This is a genomic window from Methanococcoides orientis (genome assembly GCF_021184045.1).
Lineage (GTDB): Archaea > Halobacteriota > Methanosarcinia > Methanosarcinales > Methanosarcinaceae > Methanococcoides > Methanococcoides orientis.
In genome coordinates this window covers 599224-614124 of the sequence record NZ_CP073710.1, presented here as the reverse complement: position 1 = coordinate 614124, position 14901 = coordinate 599224, and the positions used below count along the sequence as shown (strand labels likewise).

Genomic DNA, 14901 nt, shown 5'->3' with positions numbered 1-14901 from the left:
ACCAGACCTGAAAAGGATCTGTGTTCTCTATCATTCTTCAAATTTATGTTTGGGTTGGATCAAACAGGGTGTCCATCCCTATCTTCAATATTTGCATAAATCCCTGTATATAAATACCAGGAGGAAAAAAGTTGAAAAATAGATCAATATATGTGTTAGCATGTTTCATGCTTGCACTGGCCATTATAGGAGCCGGATGTGTATCCGAAAGTAAAGAAAGTCCAGTAGAAGAAACCGTGTCCGAACCAGTAACACTGGGAATAATACAGTGGGATGATTCACGTGCAAATTCCCAGGTCTTCAAGCAGATACTTGAAGCAGGCGGATATGAGGTAGAAGTTATAAATGCTGATGTAGGTGGTCTTTATCAGGCAGCTGCACAGGGTGACATTGATGCAATTGTAGGCGTATGGTTACCTATTACACAGAAACCATACTGGGATAAATACGGGGAAGATCTGGATTATGTAACAAATGTATCCACGGGTGCAAAATGTGGACTTGTCGTTCCTGAATATGTCACAATAGATACCATCGAGGAACTTAATGCAAATGCAGACAAGTTCGATGGAATTATAAATGGAATTGAACCTGGATCCGGTATCATGCAGAGTACGGAAAAATGCTTTGTAGATTATGAAATGGACAACTTTGAACTTTACTCCAGCAGTACTGTTGGCATGGTCACTGAACTCCAATCTGCTATTGATAACGAAGAATGGATCGTTGTAACCCTCTGGAGACCACACTGGTCCTTTGCAAGGATGGATGGTTTGAAGTTCCTCGAAGACACTGAAGGTGTCTATGGTGAGAACGATAATCTGGCGATCGTTGCAAGGAAAGACTTCCAGGAAGACAGGCCTGAAATATATGAGATCATGAAGAGATACAATATGGACCTTTATGATATCGAATCCATGATGATCGAGATCGATAACGGCAAATCAGCCGAACAGACTGCTGCAGATTGGTTAGCAGAGAACCCTGAAAAGATCGATGAGGTTCTTGGGAACCAGTGAGGTTAACACCTCACAAACTCTTTTTTTGATTTTTTTTCTTGGAAAATCTAAGAGATTTTTTATCTACCTTTTAACAGAGATGGATTCCGTTTTTTCAAAATGAAAATACATTGTGATCTATCATTAATTCCAATCTTGGCATTCAATCTTGACACTTAATCTTGTCATTCGATCTTGATATGTATTATAATTCATTATGATCACCACTTCAGGAAAGCTTTTGCAAGCAATGATCCTTTTCTGATGTAATATTTCCTGATCTCATCCTGCACGAACAGTAATATTGCAAACGGTAGTGCAAGCAAAAGGTATTCCACCGGAACAGGTGCTGTTCCGAATATCGTGTTCGCGAACGGATAGAACATTATCATGGAAAGTATCAGTAATTCGCTCACTATTGCCAGAACTATCATTTTGTTAGTGAACAGGTTCCTGGACAATGCTGATTCCACCCTTGTACGGGATACTAGCAGATTTGCGACCTGGCATATTATGACAGCAGCAAAAAACGCCATTATTGCCTGCCTGTAAAGGAGGTCATTGCTCAGCAATGCCTGTCCCCATGTCCATCCTCCGTCCAGAAGTACTGCAAAGTAGCATGTGAAACCTGCAAGGGCTTCTATGGGTCCTTTCATTCCATAGGATGTCAGAAGCACCTGTGGTGTCAGAAGCTTTTCAAATTTAGAGCGAGGAGGACGTTTCATTATGTCCCCTTCGCCTTTCTCAATAGCCAGTGCCAGCGCCGGCAGTATATCCGTTCCAAGGTCTATGGCAAGAATAAGCTGTACGTTCATTGGAAGAGGGATCGCAAGCAGGACAAATGCAATGAACGGCAAAATTTCCGGGATGTTGCTTGTAAGGATGTAGGCGATGAACTTCTTGATATTATCAAAGACCGTCCGTCCTTCTTCCACCGCATTGACGATGGTGGCAAAATTATCATCAAGAAGTATCATGTCGGCAGATTCCCTTGCAACATCCGTACCGCTTCCCATAGCGACTCCCATGTCAGAATTCTTAATTGCAGGAGCATCATTGACACCATCCCCGGTCATGGTAACGATCTCACCCATTGCCTGGAACGCCTGTACAATCTTCAATTTCTGGACCGGGGATGTTCGTGCGAATATAATATCCGGTGCCTTTAGTTTTTCGGAAAGTTCATCAAGTGATAGTTCATCAAGCTCGGCTCCTGTGATAACCACCGGCTCATGCACATTGTTACTGAAACCCACGGTCTTTGCGATCGAAACGGCAGTTATCGGATGGTCACCGGTTATCATTACTACCTTGATTCCAGCCCGGTGGCATTTATTGATGGCATCTTTAACCTCCGGTCTGGGGGGATCGACAGCTCCGGTAAAACCGATGAAAGTAAAGCCGGTATCATATTCGATCTCCTCTTCTGCCCTTCGATATGCAAGAGCAAGTACACGCTCTCCTCTTTCAGCTATCTTCAGATGCATGTCAAGGAGATCGTCCCTGTCATCTTCGGTAATCGGTACCTCATCCCCGTTCATCAGGATGCGGTCACACATTTTGACAACGACTTCACTTGCACCTTTCAGGTAGGACTCCTTTTCATTAGTACCAGTAACAGTATCAGTACCAGCATTATCATCAGTAACAATATCAGTATTAGTATTAGAATGGTAAATGACCTGCATCCTTTCTTTCAGGGAGTCGAACGAATATTCCTTCAAACGAGTATTCTTTTCCCGCATAGCATCAATATCCGTGAATTTTGATGCATACATCAACAAGGCACCTTCAGTGGGATCCCCTTTATATCCTATAGGTCCCTCAGTGAGCCTTGAATTATTACAAAGGACCGCTACTTTCAGGAGTATATCCGGCGGCACTCCCCCGTTTGCCACATCGATATGTTCAAAACCCAGAGTTACCGAGTTTATTGCCATCTTGTTCTGTGTTAGTGTCCCGGTCTTATCAGTACAGATGACCGTGGTCGATCCAAGTGTTTCCACTGATTCAAGCTGTTTGATAAGCGCATTCCTTTTTGCCATCCTTTTTGAAGCCAGGCTTAAGGCAAGGGTTACAGTTGGAAGCAATCCTTCCGGAACATTGGCAACGATGATGCCTATTGCAAAAATAAGGTTCAATAGGAACAGGTCCTGTATCACAAAGCCGATCGCAAAGAAGGATATACCCAGAAATATTGCAATTACGGAAATGATCTTGATAAAAGTGTTAAGCTCTTTGCGAAGAGGAGTTTCAACTGATGTTGTCTGTTTTGTAAGGGTTGCAAGCTTTCCCATCTGTGTGTTCTGGCCGGTTCCATAAACAACAGCTTTTCCATTCCCCGTTAATACAAGCGTGCCTGAGAATACCATATTCCTGCATTCAAGCATGTTTGGATGAGTACATTCAAGCGAGCGTAACTGCGGCTCAGCCTCTCCGGTCAGTGAAGAATTGTCAACCTTTAAGGTATTCTCTTCAATGAGCCGGCCATCAGCAGGTACCTTGTCACCTTCCTCAATGAATATGACATCACCTACAACCAATTCTGATGCCAATATTTCCTTAATTGTCCCATCTCTCAAAACCCTGGCAGCAGGAGGTATAAGCTGGCGGAAACTTGCCATTATCTGTTCAGCCTGGTATTCCTGTATAAAAGTAAAAGTTGCATTAAGAATGACAACTCCAAAAAGTGCGATCGATATGTAGAGGTTGCCTTTCCCGGGATCCAGTCGTTCTGCTGTATATGAAAGAAAAGCCCCTGTGATCAGAAGGATCGAGAAGAAATTGCGGAATTGCTTTAGGTACTTTTTTAGAGCTGATTCGCTCCCTATGTTCTCAAGAATGTTCTTTCCACAGATATCCAGCCTTTCCAAGGCTTCAGCTGATGTCAATCCTTCAGCAGCAGCATCGAACCTTTTGAGAAATTCTTCAAAAGATATACTATGCTCATCGCCTTTTGCCCCGCAATCAGGAACTTTATTGTTGAGTATAATGTTACCCCCATATTCTCAACATTTAACATATTTATACATACAATTGTAATAATAGGATATAGATTATTCCATCTGTTCAAATGAAGATCGAGAATATTTCAGATTATTTTTCAGATTGATTTTAGATCATACTTCAGGTCAATTTTCTTCAGAAACATATAATGTAATTGATAAATTTACAAAAACTAATATACTACTCCTGCCAATATGAGTAGACATTGATAAGTACGGGGGTACTGCGTGTTCGAACGTAAATGTATTATTATCGCTGGTGAAGAAGCTGGTCCGAAGTCCAACAAAATGGGCGGTATATGGAATGTTATTGATGCAGAAGTAAAAACTCTTGCTCAAATGCTTGAAGACGGAACAATAGAAGAGGAAACAACTCCAAGGATCTTCGTTGCGTGTCCTTATTATGGCTACAGTGGTTCGGATTGGAACAAGGGTCTCAACCGTATCACAGACATGAGTGAGTTCGAAGATTTCGTGCCAGATGAAAGCCTTTCACTTATCATTGAAAAGCTCCGGGAAAAAGGCATCGAACTTATTATTGCATCCAAAAATATCTCAGGAATAGAGATCCTCTACCTTATGTTCAAGACCAATGATTTTTGCAGGACTGGTGTTGAATATAAAGGAAAACATGTCTGTCTGGAAAATAAGATAAAAGCCGAAGCATATGAGCTCACAGGTCTTGATTCCCTTTCATATGAGGAAATGGGTAACAGGACCGAATATACACATTACCTTAATCTTTCGTACGCAATATCAGAATTTGTTCATACTCTTGTAGCCCTCAGGGAAGAAAAGGCCAAGACCTATGAAGATGAACTAATATCCGAATTTGCCAGTTCTTTGATGCCTTCATGGCATGTTTCATTGCACTGTCATGAGTTCGGTGTCTTTTATGCAATTGCCAGGCTCAAGAAGATCGGCGTTCCTATCAATTCAGTTGCAACTTATCATGCAACTATTCCCGGCAGAGTTGCAGGACATCTTTCCATCCAGAAAATACGTGATAATGACCGTTCATGGGGCGATGGGGTTCCAAAGAATATGGCAACCCTTGAGTCGTTATCCTCATATGCAGATGTTGTAACTGCTGTAGGGGATTCTACTAAAAAAGAGATCAAATTGTTCTATGATATTGATTCCATCATTGTGAGGAATGGCATCGATATTGAGATCGAGGACATTGATGAGCTATGGGATAAAAAACTAAAGCTCCGTACTAAGATCCAGGAGTTGACTTCCGAGAAGATCTACAATACCTATAACAGCGTAGAACTTTCACCTGAAAGGATCATTCCTATCTTCTCGATCTCAAGGATCGAAATTGAAAATAAAGGCTATCCTGACCTGCTGGATTCACTTCTTATTCTTGACAGGATGGTCAGAATAGAGGTCGAAGCAGGCAGGCTTGATGAGAACTACAGGGTTGTTTGTTTCATCATAACTGCTCATGGTCCGAAAACTAATCTGCCGGAAAACTTCCCGATAATGCTCGATGAAGAGGTGCTGATCGGTGAAGAGCTGCGGATCCAAAGAATGATCGAAGAGAGGGGACTTGAATGTTCCAGACTTCCAAGTGCTAGCAGGTATGTTTCTGCTGTTCTTTATCCTCAATGGTTGTCAAGCAACGATGGTGGTTTCAACATGACGGTGGATGAGTTCATGGCTGGTTGCATTGCCGGCATATTCCCTTCCAAATATGAGCCATTCCTGTTAACCGGTCTTGAGGCAGGAAAAGAAGCAACACCGAGCATTGTAAGCAAGGTTTGTGGGTTCAGTGATGCACTAAAAACTGTCAAGCGTCTTGTAATGGGAATGGGGGGAGTGTTGGTAGTTGACAATATCGATCAGTCCTATCTTGAGACCATAGCAGATTATGCACTTACCATGGACTACTTCATCGACACTTACACTGACGATAAGACAAAATACAACTTCCTCTGCCAGGAAGCAAATCTCCTTGCCAAGGATATGAACTGGCAGGAACCTACTAACCAATACTACGAGATGCTTACAGGCATAAAAGCAAAACATGAGCAGAAAGGCCTCTAATGGGCATCATGCCCTCGTTCAAATTACCATAAAGTGAATTAAAAAGTGATTAAAGATATCATGAGAAGTAAGCTTGAAAGCATATGAAAACCAGGTTTGAAGGATATAATAAATATTCTTGAAAGATACCAGGAAAGATCAACCTGAAGTATTAAATGGGAGATATTGGGGAAAATGTCAGAGATACGTAAACATTATTTTCTGGATGAATATTGCATAATTGCACCAGGAAGGAGTAAGAGACCTTCGGTCTTCAAAGCAGAAAAGAAAGAGGGAGCGTCCAACAGATGTGTTTTTTGCGCCGGTGAAGAAGATAAAACACCACTTGCAACTGCTGTTTATAAAAATGGTAGCATCCTGAAGGATTCCGAAGGTTCAAGGATAACAGGATGGGATATGCGTTGCGTACCAAATCTTTATCCTGCACTTGCTCCGGATGCCAGTGAAGTTCATTCCGATCTCGATGTGGTCCCAGGCTATGGTTTTCATGAAGTTATAGTTGAAACGCCTTTGCATGAGAATGTGATACCGGATCTGTCTGACGAAGAGATGGCACTACTTATGAAAGTCTATCAGGACCGTGTAGTTCACTATGAATCCATGGATAAGATAGAATATGTTTCACTTTTCAAGAACTGGGGAGAAAAGGCAGGTGCATCTCTGGAGCATACACATTCCCAGCTAATAGCAATGCCAATCAAGCCTCCGGCGTTAATGGAAGAAATGAAGGCTATTGATTCATATTCAGGATGTCCTTATTGTGATATTATAGAGAAAGAAAGTAAAAGTGAGAGACTCTTGTATGAAAATGATCATTTTCTGATTATTGCACCTTATTGCTCAAAAGTTCCGTATGAGATGTGGGTTCTGCCTAAGGTACATATAAATCACATATCAGGTTTCGACCAGGATCAGTTGAACTCTCTTGGAAAAGCAATTCATTATGCTCTATCCGGCCTATGGGACAATATTGGAGAGATACCTTACAACTACATGTTCTATCAACTAAGGGATGAAACTGAATATCATTTTAACTTAAAGATCGAGCCGGTTACAACTAAGAAAGCGGGATTTGAGAAAAATACCGAGGTATTCATCAATACAATGCCGCCGGAAACGGCTGTTAATTATCTTCAGGGTAACTTTTGAAGATACTCTATATGATAATATTAAATATACATAGACATATATAAAATATTTAGGGTTGGAAAATGGGGAAAAATTTAAACATCGGGATGTTTTCCTGGGAAAGTTTACACTCGGTCAAAGTAGGCGGTATAGCACCGCATGTTTCCGAACTTGCAGAAGCTCTTGCTGAGAAGGGACATTCGGTTCATATATTTACAAGAAATCATGAACTTGAACCATATGAGAAAATAAATGGGGTTCACTACCATCGTGTATATCATTCTCTTGACGGAGGCATTGTCCAGCAAATGGACAGTATGTGCGATTCAATGTACTCGAGATTCCTTGATGTTACGAAGGAATATGGCAAATTTGATATATTGCATGCCCATGACTGGCATCCTTTCAATGTTGTCTCAAGGATCAAATATGAATTTGGAATCCCTTTTATGTTCACATATCACAGTACCGAATGGGGAAGGAACGGTAATGTCCATGGGGATTGGTGGGAAGCAAAGGAAATATCACACAGGGAATGGAAAGCTGGCTATGAATCCATAAAGGTCATATCCACTTCACAACAACTTACAGATGAGATCAAGTTCTTATACCAGATACCTGATGAGAAGATCTCCATCATTCCAAACGGAATCTTCCATGGAAAGATGAAAAAGGACGTTGATCCCGGTGAAGTAAAAGAAAGATTTGGCATCCATCCTCTTGCACCGGTTGTTCTGTTCATAGGACGTATGAGCTACCAAAAAGGTCCGGATATCCTTGCTGAAGCGATCCCTGAAGTATTGGATCACCGATGGGATACTCAGTTTATCTTCATTGGTGAAGGTGAAATGCGCCCTCACTGTGAACATCTCGTAAATGCCCAAAATGTTTCAGATCGTTGTCATTTCCTGGGGTATGCGGATGATGAAACAGCCAGGGACTGGTACAATGCATGTGATATTCTCTGTATTCCAAGCAGGAACGAGCCTTTTGGCATAGTTGTTCTTGAAGGTTGGGATGCTGAAAGGACCATCGTTGCAACAGATGCTGTTCAGATAATTAATAATTTTGTCGATGGTATCCTTGTCTACAAAACCCCGGATTCTATTGCATGGGGTTTAAAACACGTGCTTGATGACCTCTCCAATGGCAGCATGAGACAAGCTGGTAAAAAACTGATCGACACTAAATACAACTGGCACAAGATCGCAGAACAAACAAGTGAAGCGTACCTTGATGCTCTCAAAAATTGAATTCCAATAGCATTAGTAAATAACTAATGTATTGAAAATATAATAAAATACGAGGCTTGTGAATGCAGTCAGTTTGCATCTGTTCGGAAGTACATCTTCCGTGTGTATTAAAATGGTACTGGCCATCTGAGGGATATCACTCTCCGGAGTTTGAAACATATTTTGATCAGCCACATATATACTCTACCTTAGAAAGAAATCTCCCACAAATAATTAGTATGAATGAAGCTTTGCTGGATTCCATCGATAATGGTGCAAAGTATACGTTTGATATATCCGGAATATTTTTAGATCAATGTAAATGGAATCCTGCTTTAATAGGATCATTTCAGGAGTTAAAGGACAGGGGTGCCAGTTTTTCAGCTTCACCCTATTATCATTCAGTGTCATCCCTTTTCCCTGATAATAAAGAATTTAAAGAACAGGTTTCAATGCATCGGAACAAGATCAAAGATATCTTCAATACTAATCCCCGGACATTCATAAATTCAGAACTGATACTTACAAAAGAACTCAGTACCATCCTTAAGGAAATGAAGTTCAAGTGTCTTATTTCAGAAGGGTCGGAGAATCTCTTATATGGAAGTGATCCAAAACACATTTATAGCGGTCAAATACCAACGCTATTGCGCCATATCTCCCTTAGCGAAGACATCGAATCGCGCTTCTCAGACCAGAAATGGATAGGTTATCCTTTGATAGCCGATAAATTTGCTTCATGGATAGCAAATATGGAAGGCGATGTCACGACATTGCATTTCAAATATAGTTCTATCCTTGCCCATCAGCAAAGCAGGAGCGATATACTCCAGTTCCTGATCGATCTTCCGGCAAGTTTCGAGAAATATGGAATTTCCATGGTAACACCTGAAGAAGCTTTGAAGAAATTCAAGCCAAAAGAACTTCCTTCTATCATGAACAGGTCAACCTCCCGTTATGGAATGCATAATCTGATGGGAAATCATCCCCAGCATCTGTACCTGCATGAACTGATCGAGATAGGAAAGATCATGGAGTCCATAAAGGGTGCTCCGGAATATGATAAATTAAATTGTATCTATCGATATTTCCAGCAAAGTGAGATCTTACTGGAGATGGGGTCTGAAAACAATAATCATGGCTATGAAAAGGCTGTCAATATATTCTCCGCGATCTCGGACTTTAAGCGTGCAATACTGGAGGTGAAGGTATGAGATCTGTGTGCATGTACTTCCAGCTCCACCAGCCATATCGTTTAAAGTGGTTCTGGCCGGATGACTCTAAAGGATTTGAAAGATATTTTGATGTTGCAATAAACAGGAACATCTTTGAGAAGGTTGCCAGCAAATGTTACCTTCCAGCTACAACTCTCCTGGCAGAACTTGTTGACCAGCATGAAGGCGACTTCAAGTTCAGTGTCTCAATAACCGGAACTCTTCTGAGCCAGTGTGAAAAATGGAATCCTGATGTTCTTGATGTTTTCAACCGGCTGGCTGATTCAAAGTGTGTGGAATTCCTTGATGAGACAAATTATCATTCACTTGCAGGCCTTTTTGATAGCAAGGATGAATTCAGGGAAGAAGTAAAGGCCCACCATGACCTCACTTCAGACCTGCTGGGTGTAAAACCACAGGTCTTCAGAAATACGGAACTTCTGTACAACAATAGTGTTGCGGAGACCGTCTCATCTCTGGGTTACAAAGCCATCCTTACAGAAGGTGTTGACCAGCTACTTGAATCACGTTCCCCCAATCATGTCTACAAGGCAAAGGACTGCGACATCGCCGTTCTTATGAGGAACTACAAGATGAGTGATGATATCGGATATCGTTTCTCCGCAAAATGGTGGGAAGAGTATCCATTGACTGCTGACAAATGGGCATGCTGGGCATCTAAGGAACAAGGAGATTGCCTTAATATCTTCATGGATTACGAGACCTTTGGTGAACATCAATGGGCTGATTCAGGCATCTTTGATTTCCTCCGGGCTTTACCGAATGAGGTTCTTAACAAAGGTATTGAGTTCAATACTCCTTCAGAGGTCATTGAGAAATATGATCCTGTAGATGAGATCGATGTCGGGGACTTTAACACGATCTCATGGGCAGATATGGAGAGAGATACAAGTGCATGGCTTGGTAACGATATGCAACGCAGATGCTTCGAAGAGGCAAAGCGCCTTGGACCTTACGTGAAAAGAACGAAAGACCCCGAGCTTATCAATATATGGAAACATCTTCTGACATCCGATCACTATTACTACATGAGTACAAAATGGTTAGGTGATGGAGATGTACATTCGTATTTCAGTATCCATACATCACCTTATGATGCAGCAATAAATTTCATTGCAGTATTACTGGATTTCAAATCCTGTGTTTTCAGGAAACTGGCAGAAATGGATGCATGATCAAATGGGCGAATGGACATATCAATTGACGAACAATTGGGTTGATAGACGAACTAATAAATAACCTGACAACAGTCCTTAGTGTGGGGTGAAATATCTGATCCGGCATCCAAATGCCATACTTGGCAATGATAAGTTGCTTGTGTCACTGGGTGAAAAGGGCGATCTACGGGGATTTTTTTATCCCCGCAGAGATGGACCGCAACACGTTGGAGAGTCCAAAGCTTGCATTTACAAAGGTGGAAAATTACTATGGCTGGATTCTCCTGAATGGAATGGAAAACAGGCATCATCAGATGACACAAACGTTATAAGGACACACCTTTCTCATTTTTCCGGTATCGAAGTATCAATTCATGATATTGTGCATCGATCCAATCCGGTTCTTGTAAGGAAGTATGAGATCACTTCAAAAGAACATTTTGAAGGCAAATTTTATTATTATTCTAATTTCCAGGCAGGGGGAACCCATAGAATGAACTCTGCTTTTTGTGATGTGAACAACGCCCTGCTTGTTCAATACATGCAAAACTTCTACATTGGCTTGGCAAGTAATCCGGGATTTGAAGATTGGCAGGTCGGTAAGATACAGGATAAAGGCTGGGTCGCAAGTGCCAGAAATGATATGGAAGATGGCCAGCTCCAGCAAAACATGGAAGATATAGGTGATATGGACAGTTCCATAGGCTGGGACCTTGATCTCCAGCCTGGTGAGACGGTCACGATCACCATTTTTGTTGGCATCGCTTCGGAAAGGCAGCCGATATATGAACTTATGGCTGATGTTCGGAAGCAGTCTTCTGATGGTATAATGCACGGATCTGAAAATGACTCCATTCGCTGGCTATCAAAAAAGAGATCACTGGAATTATCAGCACTTGATGATGATCCACTATTCAAAAACAAATTAAAGGCCTTATACGATCATTCATTACTCTCTCTGAAATTACTTACCGATCCCGAAGGAGGGGCAATTTTAGCTGCTCCTGAGTTCGATCCTGCTTTTGAGATGTGTGGGGGATATGGATTTTGCTGGAACAGGGATGCGGCAGAATCTGTTCTTGCCTTTATGAATGCCGGTTATCCCGAATATGCCGAAAAGTTCTTTGGCTGGTGTAAAAAAGCACAACTTCCTGATGGGTCATGGTTCCAGAGATACTGGCTTGATGCAAAGGAAGCCCCCTCATGGAGTAATTTTGACGATACCACCCAGATCGATGAGACCGGTTCAACGCTTTATGCAATCGATCGCTATTATAGGGAACTTGAAGGAACTAAAAGAGCTGAATTCCTGGAAAACATCCGGGAAACTGTCCGGAAGGGTGCAGAATATCTGATAAAAAGGACAGAAAAGGGGCTTCATGATCCATGCAGATGCCTGTGGGAATCTGAGATTGGAATATTCAGTTATACAAATGCTGCTATCTATGCAGGTCTGAAAGGTGCTGCTCATCTGGCTGAAGAGACTGATGAGCACATGCTCGCTAAAAAATGGTCTGACAGGGCTGACCTTGTCAGGAAAGAGACCATTGATAAGCTGTGGCTTAAGGAAGGATATTTTTCCAAAGGTATTATTGACAACAATATCCACAGAACAATAGATTCGAGCATGATCGGGACTTTCACTCCTTTTGGTGTTCTTTCACCGAATGATCCTGATGAAAAAGCTATGATTGTATCAATGATAGAGCATATTGAAAAAGCCCTCCAAGTTCCGGTTAATGGTTATTTTGGGATAAAACGTTATGAAAATGATGATTATATCGGTGGTAATCCGTGGGTAGTGACAACATTATGGCTTTCGCGTGCCTTACTCATTCTTGCCATGTCCCTGGAGAACAAGGATGATGAATATGACCTGCTGGTGAATAAGGCGCTTGAATATATAAAATGGACAATGAGGAGTGCAACGAGTAACGGTCTGCTATCCGAGCAGGTAGACAAAAATACAGGGAAAGCTGCATGGGCCAGGCCTTTGGCCTGGAGTTGTGCACTGTTTATTGAAAATGCATTGCTTCTGGACCAGCTGAGATCAGAATGACAGATTAAGTTCGAAGTGAATATATCGAGGTGTAATTCGAATGTCCCCATCTGCAACATACAATGCTGAATTTGATCATGCTTCTGCTATTTCCCGGGAATGGCTTATCACAAACGGTATCGGAGGATATGCATCATCCACTGTTATTGGTGAAAATTCAAGGAAATACCATGGTCTTCTGATAGCTTCTGCAAATCCTCCGGTTGACCGAAGGGTCTTGCTTTCCTCCCTTGATGAAGAGATAATGATTGGTGATGAGATCTATCGTCTTGCAAATCACAGGTACCCCAATACACTGTATCCATCGGGTTTCGAATATCTCGATCGTTTTTCTGCTTCCCCGTTACCGACCTTTGAGTACAGCATCAGGAACATCAGGATCATAAAGACAATTTTCATGATCTATGGACAGAACACAACAGTTGTAAAATATAAACTGTTCAATCCTGATGATGAGGACATAGTTTTCCGGATATTCCCTCTTGTGACAAACAGGAATTATCACCATCTTGGGAAGGCAGGACACATCAATTTTGGTAAAATATTTTACCCTAAAGAAATTCAGATCGGAACTGCTGATTGTGATCTACAGCTACAATCAAATATGCACTACAGACACAAACCCTACTGGAACTATAGTGTCGAGTATGACATTGAACGTGAAAGAGGAGAAGCTTACCAGGAAGATCTCTATAACCCCGGTTATTTTGAAAAACAAATTCAGGGACCTTCGAGTGAGTTGTACGTTGTAGCCTCGGACAGCATCCTGAAAAGTAAGGACATTGATCAAGAATTTGTGAATTCCAGATATCAAAAGGAACTTCTAAGGCAGAAAAGTTTGCAGGTTCATGACAATCTAAAGGGTGACTTCACACAGAAGCTCGTTAATGCTGCAGACTCTTTCATTGTCAAACGCAGTTCTACCAGCTCAAGATCGATCATTGCAGGTTATCACTGGTTTGCAGATTGGGGAAGAGATGCGATGATAGCGCTTCCGGGACTCACTCTTGTAACAGGAAGGTTCAATGATGCAAAAGAGATCCTGAAGACCTTTTCTGAGAACTGTTCAGGAGGACTTATACCAAACCGTTTTTCAGATGACGGTATTTCCCCTCCTGATTATAATACGGTTGATGCTTCACTGTGGTTCATCCATTCACTTGGAAGATACTATTCCTATACAAAGGATGTAGCTTTTGTCGGAGAAATGTGGAAAACAGTCGTTTCAATAATCCGGAATTACAGTGAAGGAACCTTATACGGAATTCGGATGGATGAGGACGGACTCATTGAACATGATGGTCAGCTTACCTGGATGGACGTTAAGATCGGGGACATGGAGATCACACCAAGGGCTGGAAAAGCATGCGAAATAAACGCTTTGTGGTATAATGCTCTATGTACTGCCATCAGGCTGGGGAAAATATTAGGTGAAAACACAAAACAGTATCAAAAAATTGCCCAACTGGCAGAGAGCAACTTCACTGACACTTTCTGGAATCAAACGGATCTGTGCCTTTATGACTGCGTTTCTGTAAATGAGGATATGTCGATCACTAAAGATGCAGCTGTCAGACCGAACCAGATATTTGCGGTGTCACTTCCCTACACGATGCTTAATCATGAAAAGAAAATGATGATCGTTGAAAAGGTGAAGGAGGATCTATTAACACCCTATGGACTGAGGTCCTTATCGCCTAAGGACAGCCGCTACAATGGAAGATACCGGGGTGACAGAGATTGTCGGGACCACGCATATCATAACGGCACTGTCTGGCCGTGGTTACTCGGACCATTTATTACTGCACATGTAAAGGTCAACAACAGGTCTCCATTAGGCCGGGAATATTGCAGGCAATTGCTAGTTAATTTTGAAGCTCATCTTGATGAGGTCGGAATAGGAACTATCTCAGAGGTATTTGATGGCGATTCCCCGCACAGACCCGGAGGATGCATCTCACAGGCATGGAGCGTTGCCGAAATACTGCGGGCTTATGTTGAAGATGTAAATGTTTAAAGTTGACACCGGATGGAA

General features: G+C 41.8%; 9 protein-coding genes. 8 read left to right on the top strand and 1 reads right to left on the bottom strand.

All coding sequences use genetic code 11. The annotated features are described in order from the left end of the window. The first annotated feature begins 131 nt into the window (after positions 1-131). Complete coding sequence (locus tag J7W08_RS03150) at positions 132-1019, top strand: glycine betaine ABC transporter substrate-binding protein (protein ID WP_233085197.1); 888 nt, start codon at positions 132-134, stop codon at positions 1017-1019. 200 nt (positions 1020-1219) lie between these two features. Here the strand turns inward: J7W08_RS03150 and J7W08_RS03145 are convergent, their stop codons facing one another. Continuing rightward, entirely contained in the window at positions 1220-3937 is a 2718-nt protein-coding gene (locus J7W08_RS03145; protein WP_259370126.1) for a cation-translocating P-type ATPase, read from the bottom strand. Positions 3938-4231: 294 nt separating this feature from the next. Between J7W08_RS03145 and J7W08_RS03140 the strand changes: the two genes are divergently transcribed. The 7 genes from J7W08_RS03140 to J7W08_RS03110 all read left to right on the top strand — a co-directional run bounded on the left by J7W08_RS03140 (position 4232) and on the right by J7W08_RS03110 (position 14883). Next, complete coding sequence (locus J7W08_RS03140; protein ID WP_233085195.1) at positions 4232-6055, top strand: glycosyltransferase family protein; 1824 nt, start codon at positions 4232-4234, stop codon at positions 6053-6055. A gap of 174 nt (positions 6056-6229) precedes the next feature. After that, positions 6230-7204, top strand: coding sequence for a galactose-1-phosphate uridylyltransferase (locus tag J7W08_RS03135; RefSeq protein WP_233085194.1), 975 nt, complete (start codon positions 6230-6232; stop codon positions 7202-7204). Positions 7205-7266: 62 nt separating this feature from the next. Further along, positions 7267-8436 (top strand): glycosyltransferase family 4 protein, encoded by a 1170-nt coding sequence (locus tag J7W08_RS03130; RefSeq protein ID WP_233085193.1) that lies wholly within the window; start codon positions 7267-7269, stop codon positions 8434-8436. A 62-nt stretch (positions 8437-8498) separates the two neighbouring features. Continuing rightward, on the top strand, positions 8499-9629 hold the full coding sequence (locus J7W08_RS03125; RefSeq protein ID WP_375141058.1) for a glycoside hydrolase family 57 protein: 1131 nt from the start codon (positions 8499-8501) through the stop codon (positions 9627-9629). Then, complete coding sequence (locus J7W08_RS03120) at positions 9626-10825, top strand: glycoside hydrolase family 57 protein (RefSeq protein WP_233085191.1); 1200 nt, start codon at positions 9626-9628, stop codon at positions 10823-10825. Before J7W08_RS03125 ends, J7W08_RS03120 begins: the two co-directional genes overlap by 4 nt. An 88-nt stretch (positions 10826-10913) precedes the next feature. Beyond that, complete coding sequence (locus tag J7W08_RS03115) at positions 10914-12866, top strand: glycoside hydrolase family 15 protein (protein WP_310742508.1); 1953 nt, start codon at positions 10914-10916, stop codon at positions 12864-12866. A gap of 40 nt (positions 12867-12906) precedes the next feature. Beyond that, positions 12907-14883 (top strand): amylo-alpha-1,6-glucosidase, encoded by a 1977-nt coding sequence (locus J7W08_RS03110; protein ID WP_233085190.1) that lies wholly within the window; start codon positions 12907-12909, stop codon positions 14881-14883. Positions 14884-14901 lie beyond the last annotated feature (18 nt).

Excerpts from the sequence above, each read along its gene's own strand:
- J7W08_RS03130 (WP_233085193.1), top strand. The coding sequence starts at position 7,267 with ATGGGGAAAAATTTAAACATCGGGATGTTTTCCTGGGAAAGTTTACAC.
- J7W08_RS03125 (WP_375141058.1), top strand. The coding sequence starts at position 8,499 with ATGCAGTCAGTTTGCATCTGTTCGGAAGTACATCTTCCGTGTGTATTA.
- J7W08_RS03110 (WP_233085190.1), top strand. The coding sequence starts at position 12,907 with ATGTCCCCATCTGCAACATACAATGCTGAATTTGATCATGCTTCTGCT.
- J7W08_RS03135 (WP_233085194.1), top strand. The coding sequence starts at position 6,230 with ATGTCAGAGATACGTAAACATTATTTTCTGGATGAATATTGCATAATT.
- J7W08_RS03120 (WP_233085191.1), top strand. The coding sequence starts at position 9,626 with ATGAGATCTGTGTGCATGTACTTCCAGCTCCACCAGCCATATCGTTTA.